Consider the following 22252-nt stretch of genomic DNA (forward strand, 5'->3'; position numbering starts at 1 on the left):
ATCGGTTTGTTAATGATGCGTCATTTCGCCCTGCTGAGCCGCCATCTGCTCCATCATGTCATGCATCATCGCCATGCGTTCCTGACAAGCGCGCATCATGGTGGCATGATCGCCTTTCATCATGCTTGCCATGTGTTCCTGCATTTTCTGCTGGTGCTCGGCCATCAGCCGCTGGCGCTCGGCCGGGTCGGTGGCGGTGCGCGCCTTTTGCATCAGCGCGCGCATTTCCTCCATCTTCTGACGGTGCTCTTGCATCGCTTGAGACCCCATCGTCATGCCGGCCTTGTGGTCCGGTTCACCAGCCTGAGCGGTTGTAGCGCCGTGCTGATGTTCGGCCTGCTGTGCGATAGCGGGCGACGAAGCAAGCGCAGTGGCAAGTGCGGTTGCAAAAAGTGTCCGTTTCATCATTATCTCCTCTTCATTCCAGGGGGTCGGTCGTGGATCTTCTTTACATAGGCATGCTCCTTGGAACATTTCTCAGGGGGTAAACAGGCCTATCGAGCCATTGTCAGAGCGCCGCTATCACCGCTTTCAATTTATCCCTCACGCCCGTAGCGACCTCTGCCAGCAACTCGTTTTCGACCGCTTGCATCGAGGCGACCGGATCGACCGCAGCGACTTCGAACACTTCGGCAGCAACCTGCTGGATAATGACGTTGCAGGGCAGCATGGTTCCGATCTTGTCCTCGGCCTGCAATGCCTTGTGCGCCAGGCTTGGATTGTACGCGCCAAGGATACGGTAAGGCCGGAAGTCCGCGCCGATTTTTTCCTATAGAGTCCGTTTCGGAACTCATGCTGAGCGTCCGATGCGGCGGAGGAGTGTCCGTCGTCAGAACATTCGGCACAACTCGCGGCGTAGATTAGCGGAGTGCGGACCTCGTCAGGGGGTTGATGTTAGGCGGCGAACTTGCGGTGCTGCAAGCGCCGATGTTCGATGGTCTGTCGCTTGATCCTTTCGCGCAGTTTGATGATTGCCGGAGCCCTGCCGAAGTAGGCGTCGGCAGGCGTCACATTGGCCAGGCTCTCGTGGTATCGCTGGTGATTGTAGTGCTCGACGAAGGCCTCGATGTGAGCTTCGAGGTCGCCGGGCAGGAAGTAGTTTTCCAGCAAGATGCGGTTTTTCAGGGTCTGATGCCAGCGCTCGATCTTGCCCTGGGTCTGCGGGTGTAGCGGGGCACCGCGCACATGGCTCATCTTCTGGGCCTCGATGTATTCCGCCAGTTCGCCGGCGATGTAGCTGGGGCCATTGTCCGACAGCAGCCTTGGCTTGTGCAGCACCGTGGCGCTGTCGCAGCCCGATGCGGCCAGTGCCATGTCCAGCGTGTCGGTCACGTCCTCGGCGCGCATGTTGGTGCACAGCTTCCAGGCGATGATGTAGCGTGAGAAGTCGTCGAGCACGGTCGACAGGTACATCCAGCCCCACCCGATAATCTTGAAGTAGGTGAAGTCGGTCTGCCACATCTCGTTCGGCCGGGTGGTCTTGGTGTGGAACTGATCGGCGGCCTTGATCACCACATAGGCCGGGCTGGTGATCAGGTCATGGGCCTTCAGAAGGCGGTAAACCGTGGCTTCCGACACGAAGTAACGCCTTTCGTCGGTAAAGCGCACCGCCAGCTCCCGTGGGCTCAGCTCGGACTGCTCCAGTGCCAGTTCGATGATCTGATCAAGGATGTCAGGCGGGATCCGGTTCCACACGCGGCTCGGTGCCGATGGCCGATCTTCCAACGCCTCCGGTCCGCCTTCGAGGAACCGGTCGTACCAGCGGTAGAACGTCCGGCGTGCGATCCCCAGCTTGTCGAGGGTGAGCTTCGCCGGCAGATGCGACTGCTCGACGATCCGGATGATCTCGAGCTTCTCGGATGCGGGATATCTCATTCGTCGTCGCCCCCATCCGCGATCATGCTTTTTTTGAGCAGACGGTTTTCGAGCGTCAGGTCGGCCACGCATTCCTTCAAAGCGCGGGCTTCGCGGCGCAGGTCCTGCACCTCGCCGCTGGTCGCGGCACGAGCCGTGTCACCCGCCAGGCGCCGCTTGCCCGCTTCCATGAACTCCTTCGACCAGGTGTAGTACAGGCTCTGGGCGATGCCTTCCTTGCGGCACAGCTCGGCGATGCTGTCCTCGCCGCGAAGGCCATCAAGCACGATCCTGATTTTATCCTCGGCCGAGAAGTGCCGCCGGGTCGCCCGCCGAATGTCCTTCACCACCTGCTCGGCAGGCTTCTTGGCTGGCAATTTTGATTTGGAGTGATTGGCTCTCATCTTCGTTCCTTCGTCACTACGACGAGAGCCAATCACTCCTTAAATCTCAACCCAATTTTGCGCCATAGGTGCTGACGGGGAACACATTCTATCGCGGCAAGGTGGGGCGAACCCATGTGGACGAGACGGCGGGCGGTGAGACGCGTTTCCCTCCCTTCGCGGTCGCGCACGCGCATTACGCGCCGGAGCACGCCTTGCTCGAGGTCCAGCTCCTGGCGGTAGGAGAGGATCTGGGAGCTGGGCAGATTGAGCCACTCGCCGCCCTCCGGCCGGAAGTTGAGCGGGAGCCAGTTCGGCAGGTTGACGAGATCCTCATTTTCGACCGGCCGCCCGGCAATGTCCGTCACCAGACGATTGTATCCGCCCGACAGGTACGTGCCGGGATAGTGGGTTTCGTCTGCATCGCTCTCTTCCGCGGCGCCGCGGGTCGCGAGATAGCCGTTGCCGAGCGCGCACAGAGCCTCGCGCAACGCTTCATGGCCCGGGTCGAAGCCGTCATAGGCAAGGGTCCAACTAGCCACGACGCGCCAGCTTTCGAGAGAGGGAGCCCAGAAACTGCTCGACCGCCTGGGTGTCCGACAATTTATACTGCGCTAAGGTGTGGCGGTCAGCGTTCGTCACCAGGATGCCGATCCCCCGACCTGACAGTGCGGCAAACGCGTCTTCGTCCGTATCGTCGTCGCCGACATAGAGCGGCACGACGTCTTCTGCTTCGAGATCGAGCGCGGACAATAGCCAGAGAACGGCTTTGCCCTTGTCCCAGTCCAAATCCGGACGCAGCTCGAAAACCTTCTTGCCGGTCGTTTGCCTCAGGCCATGGCGTTCAGCCGCCGTCTCCGCGGCGCGTTTGATTCGCGTGATTTGCCTTCGCGCCACCAGACTGTAGTGGACAGCGATGGCGAACTTCTTGCGTTCGAGCAGAACGCCTTCGATGTCGCCAATCTCGGCCCGGAGCAGCGCTTCGGCACGATCCAGCGCCGAAAGAATGGTGGAAGCGCCTTCATGCTCCTCATGCAAGCCATCGGGACCTGCGATGTCGAAGCCATGACTTCCAGCATAGACGAGACCGTCAAGGCCGACCAGACGAGCCACCTCCGCGCGGTCGCGCCCGCTGACGATGGCGACATGGCAATGCGAGGCAAGATCCGCGAGGATCCCTCGCATTTCGGCGGACAGGACGGCAAGTTCTGGCCGGGCGACGATCGGCGTCAGCGTGCCGTCCTAGTCGAGAAAAACGGCCGGACGCTTTCTGGAAAATAGTGTGCATATGCCGGCCGTGCAGGAGAGGGCGTCGGGCAGCAGATCGGCGGTCTGATGATACTGGATCGGAGGAATCGGGCGAAGCTCCAGTTCGGCAAGATCCTCAACCACGATATGGGCACCATTTGCTTTCATGGCAGCCGCAACGCCGGTCCGGTCGATACCGATCACGAGTCCGAAGCCGCCCGCCCTACCGGCCGCTACACCGGCAATGGCATCTTCTATGACAACCGAGTGCTGCGGGGGCGTTTCCAGGCGCCGCGCTGCTTCGAGAAAGGTATCTGGCCGCGGCTTTCCTGCCAGCGAAAGCCGTTCGGCTTCCACGCCGTCGATCCGCACATCGAAAATCCCTTTCAGACCGGCTGCATCGAGGACAGCCGATGCGTTCTTGCTTGAGGAGACGAGAGCGGTTTTCACGCCTTGACGGCGAAGCTCTCGGATGAAGGCAACACTGGTTTCGAAGACTTCTACGCCGCTATCTGCCAGCTGCTCCTGGAAGAAACGATTCTTGCGGTTGCCGAGACCACAGATCGTCTCGCGATCAGGCGGATCGGCAGGATCGCCATGGGGCAGGCTGATCTTGCGCGTTACGAGGAAGCTGCGCACTCCCTCGTATCGGGGCATGCCATCGATGAAGCGTCGGTAGTCCTCTTCTCCGAACGCTCGATATGGCTTGCCGCGCCGGTTTGTACGCTGGGCAAGGTATTCGTCGAACAATTGCTTCCATGCCGCTGCATGCAGCTGCGCCGTATTGGTGACCACGCCGTCAAGGTCAAAGAGGAAGGCCGCGTAACCCTCTTCATGTGGATCGGCCGGACCAGGGCTCATCGCTTTGCTGTGTCTCCGTTTTGCGGCGGTCCACCGATGACCGGCATCAGCGCTCTGCCCTACTTCGAGTGATGAAGCTTTTTTCTCCCTGCGGGCGCACAAGAGAGGCTCCCAAGAAGAAGGACTACCATTAGACGAACGCGCTGCCGGCGCATTACACCGGCACGCGCGCCGCTCGCTCCTGCGCTGGTCCTCCGGACCGGCAAGTTTGCGGCAATGGGCCGGGGAGACGACCGCCGTGTCGGCGCCGCATCTCACCTGTCGGCGATTTTTAGGAAGGACCACGGAAGCGGCCTGCGCGTAACAAATCGGCATGGGCAACGTCTGTCGGGCGATGTCCGGCTCGAGACCACAGAAGACTTGCTACGCTGCCCTTGGCGGGCAGCACTGCCCGGTTGCTGTCCTTCGGCCCGCACCGTGTCCAGGAAAGCCGGGAGGAGCTGGCGAATGAAGACGATTGTGACATTGACTCTGAATCCCTCGATTGATGGCTCTGCCGAGACGGACATCGTGCGACCGGTTCACAAGATCCGAACGTCCGACGAACGCTACGATCCTGGAGGGGGCGGGATCAATGTGGCCCGGGTCATCCGGGAGCTGGGTGGCCCTGCACTTGCGATGTATCTGGCCGGCGGCGCGACCGGCGGTGTGCTCGACGACCTTCTCGATACCGCATTGATTGCACACCGTCGTATACCGATCGCGGACCATACCCGCATCAGTCACGCAGTCTTTGAACGCTCGAGCGGCGAGGAATATCGCTTCGTGCCCGCAGGCCCGCTCGTGATGGAGTGGGAATGGCGCGCAATCCTGGAGGCCCTCGAAGATATCGATTGCGAATACCTCGTCGCCAGCGGCAGCTTGCCGCGTGCTGTTCCCGACGATTTCTATGAGACCGTAGCTGCCCTGGCGCACCGCAAGGGAATTCGACTGGTTCTCGATACGTCGGGAAGTGCGCTGCGTGCCGGGCTTGTTCGCGGCGTCCACCTGGTGAAGCCGAGCCTTGGCGAACTCGAGGCGCTGGTCGGACGCAGGCTCGCCGACAGCGCGGCACAAGAGGCAGCGGCCAGGGAGCTCATTGATGCTGGTTCGGCAGAGATGGTGGCGCTGACGCTCGGGCGTGACGGTGCGCTGCTCGTGACCGCTCAAGCCGCGCTACGTCAGCCGGCGCTCGATGTGGTTGCGAAGAGCGCGGTCGGCGCTGGCGGCAGTTTCGTCGCGGCGATGACACTCGCTTTGGCGCAGGGCCGCGATGAGCAAGATGCTTTCGAATACGGCATGGCGGCAGGCGCTGCCGCCGTACTGTCGCCTGGCACTGGCCTGTGTCGCCGCGAAGATGTCGAGCGGCTGTACGGCGAACTGACCAGGCAAATCGCGCCTCGGTCGTGAGCGCACAGGAAAATCGAAACACGGGAACGGGCAAACCAATGTTGGCGCTCGTTTGAGCGAACCCTGGTGGGCGCCCGGCCGGCCGACTTAGATGCGCGGCGTTGACATAGCTCAATGCCGGCCGAGGCGTTCGCGTGTCAGGTGCCCCCGATGGCGACCGGGCCATCGGATATGTCGGTGCCGCTTCAGTGAGAAAAGCTTCTGCAAGAAACCCCAATCGTGCTGCAAGCTTGCGCCGCTTGGTGCTCTGCCTGTTGCTGGCGCTCGGCCTGAACTTTCTTCATCTCGATGCGGCCGTGTTCGCGGCTCCGGTCGCGCCATCCACGTCGCAAGTAGCCGAACTGGAAGAGCATTGCACGACCGGCGCGGTTCACAAACAGTCCCCTGCAACCGCTGGCCATTGCCGCTCGTCGATCTGCTGCGCGGTTCTGCCCGATAGCACCTTGTCTCGTCGCGCCGCACCGACAACCGGAGCATGGTCGATCGGGCCAGCGGACGCTTTTGATCCTGCACTCCTCGAACAAGAGATCCCACCGCCCCGGCTCACCGCGTAAATCCGGCTTTTCGCGGTGGGTACACGCGGGTCCTTTGCGATCCGAACCCCCCTTTTGATTTCCTCTCGGCATGGAGGTCTTACTATGCCAACCTTAACACATAACGGGTCATTCCGACCCTCGTCTGCGCTCGGCGAGGACGCCGTCATCCAACGACTGACCGAGTGTCGCGCCGAATTCATGCGGTACTTCCAACGGCGGCTGAGTCGTACCGAGGAAGCGGAAGATGCGTTTCAGGATTTCTGCGTCAAAGTCCTTCGGGCCGCCCGGGAACCGCAGGACAACGGGAAGGTGGACGCCTGGCTTCGCCGGGTCCTGCGCAATTCGCTTATTGACCACTATCGGCGGCGCGCGGCGCGGCAGCGGGGCAGGGATGCCTATGAAGCCGAGCCCCGGGAAATGGCGGATACTCCCGAAACGGACTACGATGAAAATCCATGCACTTGCGTTCAGGACGCCTTGCCGGCGCTTCGCTCAGATTACGCCGAGATCATCCGGCGCGTCGATCTCGAAGGAGAACCGCGAGAAACTATTGCGGCTGATCTCGGGCTCACGTCCAACAATATCGGAGTGCGCCTGCACAGGGCGCGTCGGGCGATGAAGGATCAGATCGAAAAGCGCTGTTCCACCTGCCATTTCAGGAACTCCGGCGACTGCGATTTCCGTCCTATAGCGCACGGGGCGAACCGGAACAGCGAACACGATGGTCTGAAAGGAGCTGCCATTGCGGCGTCCTTCTTCTGACTTGCGCGCCACCTCTTGTCCATTGTGCGAGACAGTGGAGGATTGGCGGCATGGCACGCCCTGGCAGGGCCAGGAAGGAGTGGAATGATCGTTTGAATATCAAACTCCCTCGCATCGTCAGAAGAGCAGTCAATCACATCGGGATTCTAACCAAGATCATTTCACCCAATGGATCAGACTGCTCCTCTGGCACGCGCCGGTTCTCCTGACAGAGGGTGATCCCGGCAAGGCACGGTATCAGTGCGGGCGGAGGCGTTCTGGCAATGCCGAGGGCATTCTGGCCGTGCGGCTTGGATCGCCCGCCTGCTGTTCCTTGTGCCCCGAAAGCGAGAATGCACTGCTTCTGCCACCAGCGAGCCCGAGGACGGTCCGATCGGTTGCGCCATGGCGCTGGGGGGCGAGACTTCGCAGCACCGATCGAATTTGCAGGTCCGCGGCTCAAGGGCCGCAGGGATGCGGCAGGTACATTCGTCGAAGCGCAGGCCCCTCAAAGGTCAGACAACGCAAGTTTTCACTTTCGCTAAGGCGCACTTGCATCAATCGAGGTCTGAAAAGCCTTTATAGGCAGGCTTGCCTGTAACAACCGCTAGGCCACTGCGTCGATAATGGCTGGAGACGCACATTGACGCATGACGACCCCTTGCCGGATGATGATCCGGACATCGCCGCCCGGGCAGCGGATGCTGCAGTTCGCCGTGCGCTCGTCGAAGGCCATCGGCAGATTCTGGGTTTTCTTCGCCGGAGACTGGGCAGCGGGGATGAGGCCGAGGAGGTCCTGCAGATGTTCATGCTCCGCGCTGTCGAGCGGTCTGCTGACCTGCGCGATGTGCGCAGCGTTCGTGGCTGGCTCAGCCGCATTCTCGCCACGACAATCGTTGATCACCAGCGTCGAGCCGGCAAACGGCGTAAACGGGAGGAAATCGTGGATCCCTTCGATCTCGAGGAACTGTCGATCGAGCCGGATGATGAGCTCGAAGAGGCGATCTGCAATTGTCTTTACAAGCTCTTGCCAACTCTCAAGCCGGAATATGCCGAAGTGATCTGGCGCATAGACTTGTTGGAAGAACCCCGCGACCGCGTGGCGGCGAGCCTTGGTGTCAGTTTGAACAATATCACCGTCAGGCTTCATCGCGGTCGTCAGGCGCTCAAGAAGCGGCTGGAAGAAATGTGCATGACCTGCCCGGTTCATGGTTTCCTCGACTGTCGATGTGACGAGGCAGAGCGATGGCGCCGCCGCCGCGAGCAACTGGGCGGGCGCGCCGAGATATAGTGGCCGCAGCGTCAAATCGACCTGGTCGGAATCGGGTGGCTTTCCGCTGACCTGACGGCCCGGCAGTTTAGAAACCTTGGCTGAGGTCCTCAAGCGCAGATAGGTTGGAGAGATGGACGATGCCAGCTTCGCGAAGTTCTATGAACCCACCCTTTTTCAGATGGGTGAAGGTACGGCTTACGGTTTCTACCGTGAGACCGAGATAGTCGGCGATATCGGTCCGGGTCATGGGCAGTATGACAGGATCAGTGGTTCCTCCGGACCGCGCGGCGCGGCGGGATAGCATGAGGAGGAATGTGGAGACCCGTTCGCGCGCGGTCTTGCGGCCGAGCAGCACCATATGGTCCTGTGCGGCCGCAAGTTCGTTGGATGCTATCCCGAGAAGCCGCTGCTCGATGCCCGGAAAGTCCGTCAGCATGGCAGCGAACTGCTTGCGGGGGAATCGGCAACATCGCACCAGCGTGACTGCCTCTGCACTGCAGCCGTATCTTTCCAGGAAAGAGAGCCCGAGGAAGTCACCGGCAAACAGAAAACCGGTAATCTGTTGCCGGCCATCGGGTAACAGCTTGTAGACTTTTACCGTACCGTCGGTGACATTGAAAAGGTGGTCTGCCGGGTCGCCTTCGGTCACGAAAATCTGATGCCGAGCAATGTCCTGCACGCTGGTAATCGCGGCAAGTCGGTCAAGATCGCAATCGTCGATCGCATCGCATACACTGAGGACGCGCGCGGCACATGCAGCGCAGGGTTCCGGCAAGAGCTCCTTTCCGGACGAGAGTGACTGTACTTGCTGTGCGCATGCGCTCTTCATGGACTTCCTTCGTCCACCAATTTGTAGCTTAACAATTGAGACACATCAAGGAACTCCGCGATCCCCGCATTATCAACTGCTGCGGTGATGGAGTTGTGAATGCCGCACGAGATGAATTTCGGGAATCCGATCAGCGTCGCCCCGCTCCGGAGCACGCAAATCGGCCAGGCGTTTCCTCTTGTCCGAGAAGTCGCACCCATTTTGATGTTCGAGCAATGGATCCGGATTGCCAGTCCCCTGACATTGGAAGATAAATTCGACAGACGCGGAATTCTCGCAGCGACAGTCGCTTCTGGCCACCTTTATGGGCTGTGCCTGTACCGAGTCGAACCGCTTAAGAGTCCCAAGCCCCTTGTAGCACATTATCTCGCCACGTTCGGCATCGGTCAGCAGGCGCCGGTCGCCCGGTCTCTGGTCGCTGCCATTGACAGCCTCGCGTTCCGACTTGGCTGCGAGATCATACAGACCAGCGTTGCCTCATCACAGCGGAGCGTTCGCGCCTGTCTCGAGGCGGCCGGTCATCGTATCCGTCAGGTGGAATTTTCCAAGTATATTGGAGACGCGGAGGATAACCAAATGCCGGCACGATACACCGATCTATCATGGCTCGAACAGTGGCACCGGGGCGACGATATTTCCTCCGCGGCAAAGCGAGGATAAGCGCGGTCCTCACTCGCCGCTCCTGACCTTTCACTAAGGCGCCTCTGTAACAATGCCGGTGCTCGCGCGTCTCTCTCGAGGTCAGCCCGCCGGTTTTGATGGCGACCCGGCCAGGCGGTTTTTCCAGAGAGGAGGTTGGCATGAGGATGGAATGGCTGCGGCGCGTTGCACGCATGCATGCGATAGCTCTCGGTGGACGCGCGCGGCAAGGGGACGCGCGGCGTTTCCCTGCCGTACGAGTTCTTACAGCCCGGAAAGCGCGACTCGGCAATTGCGACCAGAGGCAATCCATTCTTGGTCCGCGCTCATCGCCCCGCGACTGCGACATCAGGCCTCGCATTGATCCTGTCGGAGGCACCGGATACCAGGGTCGACTCTACGAGACTGCCGCCGCCGGCAACCGTCCGTCCGCGCGATTTCCCAGGGGCCAGTGGCCGGCGCGCGGGCACTTCTCGAAAGCCGCGCTATGAGCGCGAGAGTCCGATTGCGGGCATCATGATCGGTCGGCTTCTCCACATTGGCGCACGGGCTATAGGTCTGCTCGGCCTCGCTGCGTATGAGCGATTGCGCCGCACACCGCCCGATCGCTCTTGCTTACCACGCCGCGCCCGCATTTCGCTTGAACGGCTCGGTCCGACATTCGTCAAGCTCGGGCAGACATTGAGCTTGCGCCGGGATTTGTTGTCCGAGCGGTGGCTCGATGAACTGGGGCGGCTGCAGGATAATGTCGAGTCTTTTCCAGGTGCTGAGGCGCAACAGGCGGTCGAGGAAGCCTTTGGCCAGTCGACCGAAGAGCTCTTTGCGACTTTCGAGACCAAACCTTTGGCGGCCGCGTCCATTGCGCAGGTCCACCGCGCCCGTCTGCACAACGGGCGCGCGGTCATCGTCAAGATTCGCCGGCCCGCAATCCGCGCCCGCATCGACCGCGACATGCGTGCGCTGGTCGCTACCACCCGGTTACTCATAATCATTGCCCCCCGACTTGAGCGCCTTCAACCGCTGCGTCTCGTCGACGAAATATGGGCTAATCTGCGCAAGGAAACCGATTTCCGGCAAGAGGCACGCAACATCCGCCGTTTCAACGAAGCCTTTCGCGACTGGCCGTCGCTCTCTATCCCCAATGTAATTGACGACCTTCAAACCGAGACCGTTCTGGTCCAGGAAATGAGCGGTGGGACGGGGATTGCCGACCCTTCGGTTGATGGCCCTCGCCTGGCGGAAGTACTTGTCGACGCCTATCTTAACCAGTTCTTCGTCATCGGGCTCTTCCACGGCGATCCACACCCCGGCAATTTATTCGTCACGCCTGATGGAAGACTGTGCTTCCACGACTTTGGTCTGACAGGATATCTCGATAACCGTACACGCCGCGCGCTCGCGTTTTTCCTTCAGGCCTTCGTAAGTGGCGACCCGCTGTGGATGCTGGATTCAGCGATCGACCTGGGGCTGCTCCATCAGGTCGATGACCGATCCGCGTTTATCAGGGGCATCGACGAAATACTCGCCGACTATGCGTCACTGCCATTGAAAGACTGGTCGCTTGCCGAGGCGGTCCTGCGGGTTGCGCATCTGGGTCCTGACGACAAGGTTATGTTGCCGCAAAACCTCGTGGTTCTGATGCGGACCCTATTCCTCATCGAGAGCGCTCTGCGTACGCTCGATCCGGACCTCAAAATCCTCGATACGCTGCTGGCGCGCGGTCGCGACGTGATGAAACGCCTCCTGAGTGATGAGACGGGCAATGGTGGCCGCGCTCGTTTGAAGGCAGAAGCCGCGCTGGCAGCCCATGACTTGCCCGGCGTGCTCGCGGCCTTTCTCCGGCGCCTGCAGAGCGATGGCTTCCACCCCGCCATAATTGTCCGGCACGAGGGACTGGAAACCATCGAAGCTCACCTCGACAGGACCGGCAACCGGCTCGCCTTGGCGCTCGTGACCCTGGGCCTCTACATCGCGGCGTCCCTTTTGATGCTGCACAGCGCCGGGCCACGGGTGCTGGGCAACGTCCCGCTGCTCGCGCTCCTCGGCTATTTATTGGCGTTGGGGTTATCATTCCGACTGGTCGGGGCGGTCGGGCGGTCAGGCCGGCTATAGAAGGATTGACCGATGGACAGCCAGCGAGAATCAATCAACCTGAGGAGAATGACGTGAATGGAAATCGAAAGATCCGCGTAGCCGTCAACGGTTATGGTGTCATCGGCAAACGGGTGGCCGACGCGGTTGCCCGGCAGGACGATATGGAACTCGCAGGGGTTTCCGACATCAACGCCGACTGGCGCTCACGCATGGTGACGCAAAAGGGCTATCGGCTATTTGGTGCGGCGAAAGAACAGGCCGACCTCATGCGTGAAGCCGGACTCGATGTGAGCGGAACGCTTGAGGATCTGCTCGCAGCAGCCGACCTGGTCGTCGATTGCACGCCGAAGCACGTAGCGGCCAAGAATGTCGAAATCTACCGGCAGGTGGGTATCAAATTCATCGTTCAGGGCGGCGAGAAGCATACGGTCACCGGGCATTCGTTCGTGGCCGAGTCGAGTTACGTGGGCGCGCTCGATCGGGAGAGCACCCGCGTTGTTTCCTGCAACACGACCTCGATTGTCCGGACGTTGAGCGCGCTGAAAAATGCCGGCCTGCTCCGCCGGGCCCGGGGTACGTTGCTGCGCCGCGCCACCGACCCGTGGGAGAGTCATCTCGGCGGAATCATGAATACGCTGGTTCCCGAACCCGAAATTCCTAGCCATCAGGGGCCTGATGCCAAGAGCGTCGATTCCGAGCTCGATGTCGTCACGATGGCGGTAAAGGTGCCCCAAACCCTGGCGCACCTGCACTACTGGGCGGTGCAACTGACCCGCCCGGCGGAAAAGGAAGAGGTACTCGAGGCTTTTCGTTCGTCGAGCCGTATCGCGCTCATCCGCATGGCAGATGGACTGACGGCCATCAACACCGTGAAGGAGTTGATGGCCGATCTCGGCCGGCCTCACGACAACCTCTACGAAGTAGCCCTGTGGTCGGACATGCTGAAGGTGGAAGGGGATGAACTATTCTACGGCTACATGGTCGATAACCAGGCGATCGTCATTCCTGAAACGGTCGACGCAATACGGGCTCTGGTCGGGCAAATTCGTGATCCGAATGAGTCCATTGCCAGGACCAATGCCGCGCTGGGAATCGGTACCATCGCCAAAGCTCTGGGAGATCAATGATGAAGATGAGGCACATTATGACACCCTCGGTCGTTTCGGTTGCGCCGGAGACACCGATCCCGGAGGTTGCCCGGCTCCTTCTTGAGCGGCATGTCAGTGCCGTGCCGGTGATCGATGCCAGCGGGTATTGTTAGCGAAGGGGACCTGCTGCGCAGGACCGAGGACGGTAGCCATCCGCACGGTTCCTGGTGGTTGAGACATTTCTCCAAAAAGGGGGCAAGCGCGGCGGATTATGTGAAGGCACGCGGGCGCTTCGCCGCAGACGTGATGACGCCCGAAGTAGTTACCGTCACGGAGGATTCCCTGAGCAGCGAAGTGGCACACCTGCTGGAAACCCAAAGGATCAAGCGTGTTCCGGTCATGCGCGAGGGCAAAGTTGTCGGCATTGTCAGTCGCGCCGATCTTATACGCGGTCTGGCCGCGGGCAAAGACATGGCGTCTCCCCCCGTGTCAGTCGCAAACGAGACAATCCGCGAACAGCTTCTCAAGGAACTCGAGCAAGCGGACTGGGCCCCGTCCTACGGTATCAGCGTGATTGTCGCAGACGGGACCGTGCGTATCTGGGGTCTTGTGGATTCGCAGGATCAAGTGGACGCGCTCCGGGTCGCAGCCGAGAATGTCCCGGGCGTAAAGGGTCTGGAACTGAGCGTCGAAACAATGCCTCCCTATGCTTGGGGGGCCTATGGCTGGGTCGCCTGAAGGCTCCGCCTGAACACGACGCGGGCAAGGGCAAAAATGGTGGGTCGCTCCATTGGGGCAGCGGTTCATGCCGGATGCCTTAACGCGCACCATCGCAGGGGATTGATCAGGGATACCTGAGCCTGGTGCCGCCATTAGCGTTGTGCCGTGATCGCTACGTCCCGGAGCATGACCGAAGCGAGCAAAAGTTTGATGTTCCGACGGCGGTGTTCGTCGGCCCGAAACCATCCGGGCGCCGATCAGCGGGCGCAGTAAGGGCCCGTAGCGGACTTGGCTGCTGGTTCTGTGCATTGGAGAAGGTGTGAACTTTACCGTTCTCCAACCAGATTACGCGGCTCGCCGCGCCCGAATGCCTCGATATTCTCCACGGTGGTTTCGATGATCCGCCGAACGGCGCTTTGCGTATTATAGGCATTATGGGGCGTCACAATCACGTTCGGGAACCGCAGCAAGACGTGATTGGCGACGAGCGCCTTGAGGTCGTAGCCATCGCTCGACGCTCCCCGAAAAATTTGCGCCTCCTCGCGCACCAGAGGCTCCTGTGGCAATACGTCAAGTCCCGCCGCCCGAACCTTGCCATCGGCCAGAGCTCGTACCAGCGCAGGCACATCGACAACGTTGCCACGCGCAGTGTTGATCAGGAGTGCGCCGGACTTCATCAGGTCGAACTCGCGGTCGGAAATTAGACTCGCGGTTCCCGGGTTCGCCGGCACGTGGAGTGTGATTACGTCCGCATCTGCGAGAACTTCATCTAACGCGGCATAGCGAAACCCGAATTGTGTTGCCGCGTCATTTTCCGGATGGAGATCGTAGGCCACGACATTCATCCCAAAACCGCGCGCGATCTCAGTCACCCGGCGCCCGATACGACCAGTTCCGATGACGCCGAGCGTCTTGCCACGCAGTTCGAAGCCGCGCAGCCCGGCTTGCGAGAAGTCGCCGCGGCGTGTGCGCTCCACCGCCTCGACCAGATTGCGGGCGACGGCCAGGAGCAGGGCGAAGGCATGCTCCGCCACGGTCGAATCGCCATAGTCGGGTACGTTCGCGACCGCGACACCGTGCGCCTTGCACCAGTCCAAATCGATATGATCGTATCCGGTAGACCGGGTTGCGATCAGCTTGAGACGGGGGAACTGGGTCAGTACGTCGGCGCCGAGCTGTGAGTTCACGAAGGTGCTTACGACTTCTGCCGAAGTGAAGAGGGTGGCGGTTTGCGGGTCGAGGCGCTGGCGAGTGCATTCGACCTCGTGCTCGGGTTCAAGCCTCAGACACGCCTGGTGTTCCCACTCTTCCGTCTCGAACACGACGACCTTCATCGAGAAGCATCCGGCTCGGAGGTTGTTCGCGCTGGCGCGGTCTTCAGACTCTGCTCGACTTGGGCAACGTTGCGAAGCGTAGAGACAAAGCTGTCGGGGTTGAGCGAGATCGAATCGATGCCTTCTTCAACCAGAAAAGCGGCGTATTCGGGATAGTTGCTGGGGGCCTGGCCGCAGATCCCGATCTTGATGCCGGCGGCGTGCGCCTGGACGATGGCTTCGCGAATCGCACGCTTTACCGCATTATTGCGCTCATCGAACAGGGGGGCGAGATCGCCCGAGTCCCGATCGACCCCGAGCACGAGCTGCGTGAGGTCATTGGAACCAATCGAAAATCCGTCGAAGCGCTGCGCGAACTCTTCGGCAAGGAAGACGTTGGCGGGAATCTCGCACATCATGTAGATTTCGAGGCCGTGCCGGCCCCGCTCGAGTTCGTTCTCTTTCATCACGGCGAGCACGCGATCAGCCTCCTCGGGCGTGCGGCAGAATGGAACCATGACGATCACGTTCTCGAGACCGATCCTTTCGCGCACCGTCTTCAGCGCTCGGCATTCCAGGGCAAAACCCTCGCGATAGCGCTCGTCGTAGTAGCGCGAAGCACCGCGCCATCCGAGCATCGGATTCTCCTCTTCCGGTTCGAAAACGCTGCCGCCGAGGAGGTGGGCATATTCATTGGATTTGAAGTCGCTCAAGCGCACGATCACGGGGTGCGGGTGGTAGGGTGCTGCGAGCTTGGCGATTCCCAGCGCGAGCGTCTCGACGAAGAAGTCCACTGGGTCATCGTAGCCGCGCGTGCGCTGGCGGATCTCTCGCCGCGCCGCTGGATCGGCCACGCGGTCGGGATGGATCAGCGCCATCGGATGGATCTTGATCAGATTGTTGATGATGAACTCCATCCGCGCAAGGCCAACTCCTCGCGCAGGCAGGCGCCACCAGCGGAAGGCGGCGGCAGGGCTGGCGATGTTCACCATCATCGCGATTCGGGTTTCGGGCAGGTCGGAAACATCCACCTGCGATGACTCGAATTCCAGGATGCCTTCGTATACAACGCCCCGATCACCTTCAGCGCAGGAAAGCGTGATTTCCTGCCCGTCAATCAGCAGTTCGGTGCCATGGCCCGTGCCGACGATGGCGGGCACTCCCAGTTCGCGGCTGACGATGGCGGCGTGGCTGGTCGTGCCGCCATGATCGGTGATGATTCCGGCGGCCTTCTTCATGATCGGGACCCAGTCGGGGTCCGTCATGCCGGTCACGAGGATGGCTCCGTCGCGGAAGGTGTCGATGTCGGCGGCGCTGCGAATGGCACATACTTGACCCGAGGCAATCGCTTCGCCGATCGCCGAGCCGGTGATGATCGGCTTTCCCTTCGTCTTCAGGCGGTAGCTCTTGATTTGGCCGGTTTGCCGGGACGACTGCACCGTCTCGGGCCGCGCCTGGACCATGTAGAGTTCGCCGGTCTCTCCGTCCTTGGCCCATTCCATGTCCATCGGCCGGCCGTAGTGGTCCTCGATCGTTGCGGCCCAGCGGCCGAGCTCCAGAATTTCCGCTTCGCTGAGAACGAAGGCCTGGCGCTCCTTCTGGGTGGTTGCAACTGTCGTGGTGCGCTCGCTCCCGCCGGTCGCGTAGATCATCTTGGTCTCTTTGGCGCCGAGCGTCTTCTCGATGATCGGGGTGTAGCGCCGGTCGTCGAGTAAGGGCTTGAAGACGAGATATTTGTCGGGATCGACCGCGCCCTGCACGACGGTTTCGCCGAGACCCCATGCGGCGCTGATCACGGCGACGCCGGGAAATCCGGTTTCCGTATCGATCGAAAACATGACTCCCGAACCTGCCAGGTCGGAGCGTACCATCCGCTGGACGCCGATCGACAGCGCGACTTCCAGATGATCGAACCCCTGGGTTTCGCGGTAGCTGATCGCCCGGTCGGTAAACAGCGAGGCGTAGCACCGCCGGCAGGCGTCGAGCAGCGCGCGCTCACCGCGCACATTGAGAAAGGTTTCCTGCTGACCGGCAAAGCTCGCCTGGGGCAAGTCCTCAGCAGTCGCACTCGAGCGCACAGCAACACTGATCTCGTCCTGGCCGCTGCGACGGGAAAGCTCGCGATAGGCGTCCCGGATTTCTGTGGCGATCGCCTCCGGGAATTCTCCGTCGAGAAACAGCCGGCGGATCGTTTCGCCCGTTTCGTGCAACGAGGCCTTTTCACTCTGCAATGCCGCAATGCTGGCGCGCAGCTCCGGCTCGATTTCGTTGGCAGCCACATATTCGCGAAAGGCCGCGGCGGTCGTCGCGAAGCCGCCCGGCACACGCACGCCCTTTTCCTCGAGTGTGCGTACCATCTCGCCAAGCGAGGCGTTCTTGCCGCCGACGATGGGAACGTCGCCCACGTTCAGGGACTCAAACCAGGCTATGCGGCTTTCCGTCATCGCTGCGCTCCTTGTGCACTCACGGCTGATACAGACCCTATTGCCGACTATCTGCCGCGACGTGATCTCCGGCAGCTAACCTATGACCGCTCTTGCGGCAGCCCCGGCCAGTGACAGACGATCAGTGTGTTCCGGAAAGGACGCAGGCAAGCACCCGACCTTACAGTACCGCGTGGTGCGGGACCCCCGGCAAACCGGCCAGCGGGTTTCCATGCTGCTGCCAGACTCGTCATTTCAGACGCGGAGATCGGCGCGCTTGCACGCGATTTGAGAGGGCGTTCTGGTAAGGATCGGCCCGCTGCGACGTCCCTTTGATGACGCGCCAATGCGCGTGCCTGCTGCAGATACGAGCAGTGACGAAAGACGCGATGAAGACGGTGTCGCAATTCGGACGCGGGTCGATCGGCGGACGCCTTTCGGAATGTGCTGGGGCCGTGCCGCTGCCGGACGGTTGAAAGATCACAGGACAAAGCGTGAGTTGGCCGAAGGCCGCGGTCATTGAATTTGTTTGCTGGAATAGGAGACATCGAATGAAGCGAACCATTGCTGCTCTGTCGGCGCACGAGATTCTCGACTCGCGCGGTTGGCCCATGGTCAAGGTGACAGTCCGTCTGGAGGGCGGTATCGCCGCAAGCGCGTCGGTGCCCTCGGGAGCATCGACTGGCCAGTTCGAGGCCCACGAACTTCGCGACGGCGATGCGGCGCGGTATGCCGGTCGCGGGGTCCTGAAGGCGGTCGCAAATGTCGAACGCGAAATCGCGGGCGCCCTCATCGGTGTGGATGTTGTCCGGCAGCCGGAAATTGACCGGTTTATGTGTGAACTCGACGGAACCGAGAACAAGGCGCGGCTCGGCGCGAACGCCGTTCTCGGCGTTTCGCTAGCCGTCGCTCGCGCCGCTGCTCAGGCGATGGAATTACCCCTCTACCAGTACCTCGGGGGTTCCACCGCCCGGCGTCTCCCGGTCCCCATGATGAACATTATCAATGGCGGCAAGCATGCCGCCAATGGGCTCCAAATGCAGGAATTCATGATCGTACCGCATGGTGCCCCGACATACGGCGAAGCGCTGCGCTATGGTTCGGAAACCTATCATGTCCTGAGGGGGCTTCTGGAAGAGAAAGGCCTGGGTGTGGGGGTTGGTGATGAAGGCGGGTTCGCGCCCCATCTGAAAGACGAGCGTCAAGCGCTCGAGCTGATCGTCCGCGCAATTGAGGTGGCAGGCTATGAACCAGGCCGTCAAATTGCCATCGCGCTGGATCCCGCAGCGACCTCCTTCGTCAAGGACGGCGGTTATGTCCTGCCCGGGCTTGGCCGAGCGCATATGACCAGTGACGAACTTCTGGCTGTCTACACTGACTGGATTGCCGCATTTCCGATCGTGTCGATCGAGGATGGTTTCGGCGAACAGGACTGGCCCGCCTTCGTAAAGCAGACCCTGGCGATGGGAGACCGCATCCAGATCGTCGGCGATGACCTGTATGTCACCAATTCGCGTTTCATCCAGCGGGGCATTGATGACAAAGCCACGAACGCTGTTTTGATCAAGCCCAACCAGATCGGCACGGTTACCGAAACGGTGGCGGCGATCGAACTGTGTCGGCGAGCTGGACTGCGCTACAAATTCTCCCATCGATCCGGCGAGACAGAAGACGACTTCATCGCAGATTTTGCCGTCGCGATGACCGGTGGTCAGTTCAAGGGTGGAGCGCCGTGTCGAGGTGAACGTCTCGCCAAGTACAATCGCTTGCTGGAAATCGAACACCAACTCGGCGGCGAAGCCATCTTTTCATCGCCATTTGTCGCATGAGAACTGCCAAGCGTCTGGATTGCCATTGCTGCGCCATGACGATGCCCGCGAAGCTCGATCGCCCTGGGGCTCAGACACCATCCCGTTTCGGCAGCGGCGAGGACTTCGACCAGGTCAGATGCTCGTAGACGTTTGCCCAATAAAGGCCAAATGCGCCGCCAAATAGCAACTCTTCAACTGGTATGCCGGCAGGCAGTATCCCTGACAAAGCAGGCAGATTCCAGACCTGTTCGATATCGGTCGGCGTTGTGATCCGAAGACCGGCGATAAAGACTGCATAGAACACAAGAAAGAGAATGCCGCCGAGGAACGTCTTGGCGAGGAGATCAGGGCGGCACCAAGCGGCGGCCCCAGCACCGGCCGCCATTGCAATGACCGCAGGATAGATGGATTCCACCCAAGAGCCATGAGCGGAAAGAAAAATAGCACCGGCGTGGCCAGTGCAAGGCGGTGCAGACGGTGCAGACGGTGCAGACGGTGCCGGTGATGGGACTCGACGGGCGCCGTCTCGTGGCGGCTCATCAGATTGTAGAGCACAACCCCAATGCCGCCGATGCTGAAAGAGAAAATGATACTCTCGAGGTCAAAACCGGTTTTTTGGTCGAGATCGAACAGGCTGGGCGGGTGCCAGTATTCAGGGACGAATAGCGGCTCGGTCAAGCCGAATGGCGCCGTGCCAAGTGCGGCCCGCACCATTACCTTCCGGTGCACGGGGAACGCAAGGTAGATCAGGGCAAAGGCCAAGAGGAATGCCAGCGACCATATCAACCACACGAAATCGTTGGACAGGTTCATCCTCGTTCCCTGACGTCCTCGGGCATGCAGGCAAATGCTTGTCGCTTAGAGCCGGCGGTGCGATCGCGCGTCAGCGGTATCGCGTTCGGGCGATGTGCGCTGTGAACCGCAGCACCGTCAATAGGCCTTCGCAGCACAGCCTTTCGCAAACGACAAAACCGAGTCTCGGATCGGACAAAAACGCTCGCCGATAATCTCGGAGACTAGCGCGCGCCGGTGCTGGGGCTGGCCATGCCAATGACACGGTGTTTTTGCATAATGTGCCTTCAAGATTTTAATTTCCGTGGTCCACGGGACTGACTTGCGGCGGTTTACGGCGCGATAAGACCCTGTTCGAGCGCAGCGCTGTCGTAGAGGAATGCGGTATTGGGATCCGGCAAGCCGGAATCGGTGTGCGGCGCTTCCCCGAAACGGCTCAACAGATCGCTGATGAGCGAAAGCCGGGTGTGGTGTTTGTCGTCGGCCCGCACCACCGCCATGGTGCGGCAACGTTGTGTGTACGGGCAAGCATTTCGTTGCGAGCCGCGCTGTAGGCATCCCAGCGTTTAATTGCTTGGTCATCCACTGGACTGAGTTTCCACTGCTTCAGCGGATCTTTCCGGCGAGCAACCAGACGCCTTTTCTGTTCCTCCTTCGAAATATCGAGATAATATTTGACCAACGTGACGCCGCAATGCGCGAGAAGCTGCTCAAACAGCGGCACGGTCGCCATGAATTCCTCATATTCCGCGTCCGTGCTATAGTTCATCACCTTCTCGACGCCAGCGCGATTGTACCAGCTACGATTGAACACGACAATCTAGCCCTCAGCCGGAAGATGGTTTGCCCAGCGCTGGAAATACCAGGACCGGCGATCATGGTCCGATGGTGCACCAAGGGCCACCACGCGGGTGTCTCGAGGACTCAGATGCTTGACGATGCGCTTGATCGTGCCGTCCTTGCCGTCTGCATCGCGCCCTTCCAGAATGATCAGCAGCTTGCGGCCATCGGCGATCACCTGGCGTTGCAACGCGCTGAGCCCGATCTGAAGCGCATGGAGTTTCTCGGCGTAGCCGGGCGCAGATCTGTCCTGCTTGTTCTTGCTCATATCGATCTGACAATCTCTACTAGGGCTTCGTCCTGGGCCGTTTTAGAATGGCCGGCGCGGTCGCCTTTTGGGCAGATTTGGATCACCTGACCGCGAGCGCGACAGCCTGGGAATAAAACCCGGGACGCGTGCCATGTAGGCGCGATAGTCCTGGCCGAAAGCGGCGAGTGCCTCGCGCTCCTCGCTCCGGGCGAGCCGCACATACATGACAACCAGGACCGGAAACATCGCTAGCGTCAGGACAGTCGGCCATTGGAACAGGAAGCCGAGCATGACCAGGATGAAGCCGTCATATTGCGGATGCCGGACGTAGGAATAGATACCTTCAGTTGCGAGCTTCTCTTGCTTCTGGGCCCGGTAAAGCCGTGCCCAACCGCTCGATATCACCCAGAAGCCACCGCCGATCAGGATGAAGCTCAGGATATGGAAGGGCCCGAAATGAGGGTTGGCTTGCCATCCGAACAACTCCTCGAGCAGATGGCCGGCGTCATGCGAGAACCAGTCTACCTGCGGATAGTTGCTCTGGAGCCAGCCCGAGAGCAGGTAGATGGTCAGCGGAAAGCCGTACATTTCTGCAAAAAGTGCGACGAGAAAAGCACTGAAAGCGCTGAATGATCGCCAGTCGCGCTTGGTTTGCGGTTTGAAGAAGCTGAACGCGAAGAAAATGAAGATCGCGGAGTTGAGGATCACCAGACCCCAAAGCCCATAGGCGGCGGATGCGTCGCTATGCATGGCAGGTTTCTCCGGAGTTATCGGCGACGGGCGCTGGAATCAGCGGCCTTGTGTCCGCTGTGGCGATCGCGGACCGGACTCGGGCCGTTGTTGCTGGCGCGCTGATCATCATCACCGCCTTGGCCGCCATGACCTCCGTGTCCACCGTGTCCACCATGCATAAACATGTGGAGCAGCGGGCAGGCCAGCAAGAGCAAAGCCCAAGGGAGAATGCTGAGCGCGTGAACCCTATGTTCGGCAAGCAGGAAATACCCCGCAATCGCTGCGAAACCGAGGAAGACGATCGGCATCCGCCATCCCCGTCTGTCGGACGCGTGCTTGTGACCTTGCCTCATTCCTTGCTCCCACCTTCGGCCTAAGGACGGTCGCCACCAATGAAAGGAGGCGGCCTCAGCATCATTGACGCGCGGCGGCTCCC

23 protein-coding genes and 1 pseudogene are annotated in these 22252 nt (G+C 60.7%); 11 read left to right on the plus strand and 13 right to left on the minus strand.

Features of this window, described 5'->3' with window-relative positions; genetic code table 11:
* Positions 1–9 precede the first annotated feature (9 nt).
* The 6 genes from AC13F2_RS05295 to AC13F2_RS05320 all read right to left on the minus strand — a co-directional run bounded on the left by AC13F2_RS05295 (position 10) and on the right by AC13F2_RS05320 (position 4346).
* Positions 10–405 (minus strand): hypothetical protein, encoded by a 396-nt coding sequence (locus AC13F2_RS05295; protein ID WP_482964499.1) that lies wholly within the window; start codon positions 403–405, stop codon positions 10–12.
* 103 nt (positions 406–508) lie between these two features.
* Entirely contained in the window at positions 509–763 is a 255-nt protein-coding gene (locus tag AC13F2_RS05300; RefSeq protein ID WP_482964520.1) for a DUF302 domain-containing protein, read from the minus strand.
* A gap of 131 nt (positions 764–894) precedes the next feature.
* A protein-coding gene (locus tag AC13F2_RS05305; protein ID WP_482964498.1) for an IS3 family transposase occupies positions 895–2258 on the minus strand; the annotation gives its coding sequence in 2 pieces (ribosomal slippage) (positions 895–1908 and positions 1911–2258; 1362 coding nt in all).
* Positions 2259–2290: 32 nt separating this feature from the next.
* Positions 2291–2779: a hypothetical protein gene (locus AC13F2_RS05310; protein WP_482964497.1), complete on the minus strand. Its 489-nt coding sequence runs from the start codon at positions 2777–2779 to the stop codon at positions 2291–2293.
* Positions 2772–3470, minus strand: coding sequence for a trehalose-phosphatase (gene otsB, locus AC13F2_RS05315; protein ID WP_482964519.1), 699 nt, complete (start codon positions 3468–3470; stop codon positions 2772–2774). The genes AC13F2_RS05310 and otsB overlap by 8 nt, the downstream gene beginning before the upstream one ends.
* A 9-nt stretch (positions 3471–3479) precedes the next feature.
* Entirely contained in the window at positions 3480–4346 is an 867-nt protein-coding gene (locus AC13F2_RS05320) for a beta-phosphoglucomutase family hydrolase (RefSeq protein ID WP_482964496.1), read from the minus strand.
* A gap of 447 nt (positions 4347–4793) precedes the next feature.
* Here AC13F2_RS05320 and AC13F2_RS05325 point away from each other — a divergent pair, with 447 nt between their 5' ends.
* The 4 genes from AC13F2_RS05325 to AC13F2_RS05340 all read left to right on the plus strand — a co-directional run bounded on the left by AC13F2_RS05325 (position 4794) and on the right by AC13F2_RS05340 (position 8303).
* Positions 4794–5735, plus strand: coding sequence for a 1-phosphofructokinase family hexose kinase (locus AC13F2_RS05325; RefSeq protein WP_482964495.1), 942 nt, complete (start codon positions 4794–4796; stop codon positions 5733–5735).
* A gap of 239 nt (positions 5736–5974) precedes the next feature.
* The gene (locus tag AC13F2_RS05330) at positions 5975–6289 is read left to right on the plus strand and encodes a hypothetical protein (protein WP_482970451.1); all 315 of its coding nucleotides are present in this window, start codon (positions 5975–5977) and stop codon (positions 6287–6289) included.
* Positions 6290–6373: 84 nt separating this feature from the next.
* Complete coding sequence (locus AC13F2_RS05335) at positions 6374–7033, plus strand: RNA polymerase sigma factor (RefSeq protein WP_482964494.1); 660 nt, start codon at positions 6374–6376, stop codon at positions 7031–7033.
* A 622-nt stretch (positions 7034–7655) separates the two neighbouring features.
* Positions 7656–8303, plus strand: a complete 648-nt coding sequence (locus AC13F2_RS05340; RefSeq protein ID WP_482964493.1) for an RNA polymerase sigma factor — start codon at positions 7656–7658, stop codon at positions 8301–8303.
* 67 nt (positions 8304–8370) lie between these two features.
* Here the strand turns inward: AC13F2_RS05340 and AC13F2_RS05345 are convergent, their stop codons facing one another.
* Positions 8371–9060 (minus strand): Crp/Fnr family transcriptional regulator, encoded by a 690-nt coding sequence (locus AC13F2_RS05345; RefSeq protein WP_482964492.1) that lies wholly within the window; start codon positions 9058–9060, stop codon positions 8371–8373.
* A 153-nt stretch (positions 9061–9213) separates the two neighbouring features.
* On the opposite strand from AC13F2_RS05345, the gene AC13F2_RS05350 reads away from it, so the two are divergent.
* The 5 genes from AC13F2_RS05350 to AC13F2_RS05370 all read left to right on the plus strand — a co-directional run bounded on the left by AC13F2_RS05350 (position 9214) and on the right by AC13F2_RS05370 (position 13673).
* The gene (locus AC13F2_RS05350; RefSeq protein ID WP_145985312.1) at positions 9214–9774 is read left to right on the plus strand and encodes a hypothetical protein; all 561 of its coding nucleotides are present in this window, start codon (positions 9214–9216) and stop codon (positions 9772–9774) included.
* Between the two features lie 495 nt (positions 9775–10269).
* Positions 10270–11865: an ABC1 kinase family protein gene (locus AC13F2_RS05355; RefSeq protein WP_482964491.1), complete on the plus strand. Its 1596-nt coding sequence runs from the start codon at positions 10270–10272 to the stop codon at positions 11863–11865.
* Between the two features lie 53 nt (positions 11866–11918).
* A complete protein-coding gene (locus AC13F2_RS05360) occupies positions 11919–12974 on the plus strand; it encodes a type II glyceraldehyde-3-phosphate dehydrogenase (RefSeq protein ID WP_482970452.1) in 1056 nt (351 codons plus the stop codon).
* Between the two features lie 17 nt (positions 12975–12991).
* Positions 12992–13108, plus strand: coding sequence for a CBS domain-containing protein (locus tag AC13F2_RS05365; RefSeq protein WP_482970453.1), 117 nt, complete (start codon positions 12992–12994; stop codon positions 13106–13108).
* Positions 13089–13673, plus strand: a complete 585-nt coding sequence (locus AC13F2_RS05370; protein WP_482964488.1) for a CBS domain-containing protein — start codon at positions 13089–13091, stop codon at positions 13671–13673. Before AC13F2_RS05365 ends, AC13F2_RS05370 begins: the two co-directional genes overlap by 20 nt.
* 308 nt (positions 13674–13981) lie before the next feature.
* Here AC13F2_RS05370 and AC13F2_RS05375 read toward each other — a convergent pair whose 3' ends face one another.
* Both AC13F2_RS05375 and ppsA read right to left on the minus strand, forming a co-directional pair.
* The gene (locus AC13F2_RS05375; protein WP_482964487.1) at positions 13982–14989 is read right to left on the minus strand and encodes a hydroxyacid dehydrogenase; all 1008 of its coding nucleotides are present in this window, start codon (positions 14987–14989) and stop codon (positions 13982–13984) included.
* Positions 14986–17412, minus strand: a complete 2427-nt coding sequence (ppsA, locus tag AC13F2_RS05380; RefSeq protein WP_482964486.1) for a phosphoenolpyruvate synthase — start codon at positions 17410–17412, stop codon at positions 14986–14988. Before ppsA ends, AC13F2_RS05375 begins: the two co-directional genes overlap by 4 nt.
* A 530-nt stretch (positions 17413–17942) precedes the next feature.
* Between ppsA and eno the strand changes: the two genes are divergently transcribed.
* Positions 17943–19220, plus strand: a complete 1278-nt coding sequence (gene eno, locus AC13F2_RS05385) for a phosphopyruvate hydratase (protein ID WP_482964485.1) — start codon at positions 17943–17945, stop codon at positions 19218–19220.
* 70 nt (positions 19221–19290) lie between these two features.
* Here the strand turns inward: eno and AC13F2_RS05390 are convergent, their stop codons facing one another.
* Positions 19291–19587: a lycopene cyclase domain-containing protein gene (locus AC13F2_RS05390; RefSeq protein ID WP_482964518.1), complete on the minus strand. Its 297-nt coding sequence runs from the start codon at positions 19585–19587 to the stop codon at positions 19291–19293.
* A gap of 92 nt (positions 19588–19679) precedes the next feature.
* On the opposite strand from AC13F2_RS05390, the gene AC13F2_RS05395 reads away from it, so the two are divergent.
* Entirely contained in the window at positions 19680–19868 is a 189-nt protein-coding gene (locus tag AC13F2_RS05395; RefSeq protein WP_482964484.1) for a hypothetical protein, read from the plus strand.
* Between the two features lie 562 nt (positions 19869–20430).
* Here AC13F2_RS05395 and AC13F2_RS05400 read toward each other — a convergent pair.
* The 3 genes and pseudogenes from AC13F2_RS05400 to AC13F2_RS05410 form a co-directional block, all read right to left on the minus strand.
* Positions 20431–21102, minus strand: a pseudogene (locus tag AC13F2_RS05400) (polyphosphate kinase 2 family protein).
* A gap of 42 nt (positions 21103–21144) precedes the next feature.
* Positions 21145–21834 carry a methyltransferase family protein gene (locus AC13F2_RS05405; protein ID WP_482964483.1) on the minus strand — a complete coding sequence of 230 codons (690 nt, stop codon included), beginning with the start codon at positions 21832–21834 and terminating at the stop codon, positions 21145–21147.
* A 17-nt stretch (positions 21835–21851) separates the two neighbouring features.
* Positions 21852–22169 (minus strand): DUF2933 domain-containing protein, encoded by a 318-nt coding sequence (locus AC13F2_RS05410; RefSeq protein WP_482970454.1) that lies wholly within the window; start codon positions 22167–22169, stop codon positions 21852–21854.
* Positions 22170–22252: the final 83 nt, after the last annotated feature.

The organism is Qipengyuania sp. L-5Y, from assembly GCF_056859455.1.

Excerpts from the sequence above, each read along its gene's own strand:
- eno (WP_482964485.1), top strand. The coding sequence starts at position 17,943 with ATGAAGCGAACCATTGCTGCTCTGTCGGCGCACGAGATTCTCGACTCG.
- AC13F2_RS05405 (WP_482964483.1), bottom strand. The coding sequence starts at position 21,834 with ATGCATAGCGACGCATCCGCCGCCTATGGGCTTTGGGGTCTGGTGATC.
- AC13F2_RS05320 (WP_482964496.1), bottom strand. The coding sequence starts at position 4,346 with ATGAGCCCTGGTCCGGCCGATCCACATGAAGAGGGTTACGCGGCCTTC.
- AC13F2_RS05355 (WP_482964491.1), top strand. The coding sequence starts at position 10,270 with ATGATCGGTCGGCTTCTCCACATTGGCGCACGGGCTATAGGTCTGCTC.
- AC13F2_RS05390 (WP_482964518.1), bottom strand. The coding sequence starts at position 19,587 with ATGGCGGCCGGTGCTGGGGCCGCCGCTTGGTGCCGCCCTGATCTCCTC.
- AC13F2_RS05325 (WP_482964495.1), top strand. The coding sequence starts at position 4,794 with ATGAAGACGATTGTGACATTGACTCTGAATCCCTCGATTGATGGCTCT.
- ppsA (WP_482964486.1), bottom strand. The coding sequence starts at position 17,412 with ATGACGGAAAGCCGCATAGCCTGGTTTGAGTCCCTGAACGTGGGCGAC.
- AC13F2_RS05375 (WP_482964487.1), bottom strand. The coding sequence starts at position 14,989 with ATGAAGGTCGTCGTGTTCGAGACGGAAGAGTGGGAACACCAGGCGTGT.
- AC13F2_RS05295 (WP_482964499.1), bottom strand. The coding sequence starts at position 405 with ATGAAACGGACACTTTTTGCAACCGCACTTGCCACTGCGCTTGCTTCG.
- AC13F2_RS05370 (WP_482964488.1), top strand. The coding sequence starts at position 13,089 with ATGCCAGCGGGTATTGTTAGCGAAGGGGACCTGCTGCGCAGGACCGAG.
- AC13F2_RS05365 (WP_482970453.1), top strand. The coding sequence starts at position 12,992 with ATGACACCCTCGGTCGTTTCGGTTGCGCCGGAGACACCGATCCCGGAG.
- AC13F2_RS05410 (WP_482970454.1), bottom strand. The coding sequence starts at position 22,169 with ATGAGGCAAGGTCACAAGCACGCGTCCGACAGACGGGGATGGCGGATG.
- AC13F2_RS05335 (WP_482964494.1), top strand. The coding sequence starts at position 6,374 with ATGCCAACCTTAACACATAACGGGTCATTCCGACCCTCGTCTGCGCTC.
- AC13F2_RS05350 (WP_145985312.1), top strand. The coding sequence starts at position 9,214 with ATGCCGCACGAGATGAATTTCGGGAATCCGATCAGCGTCGCCCCGCTC.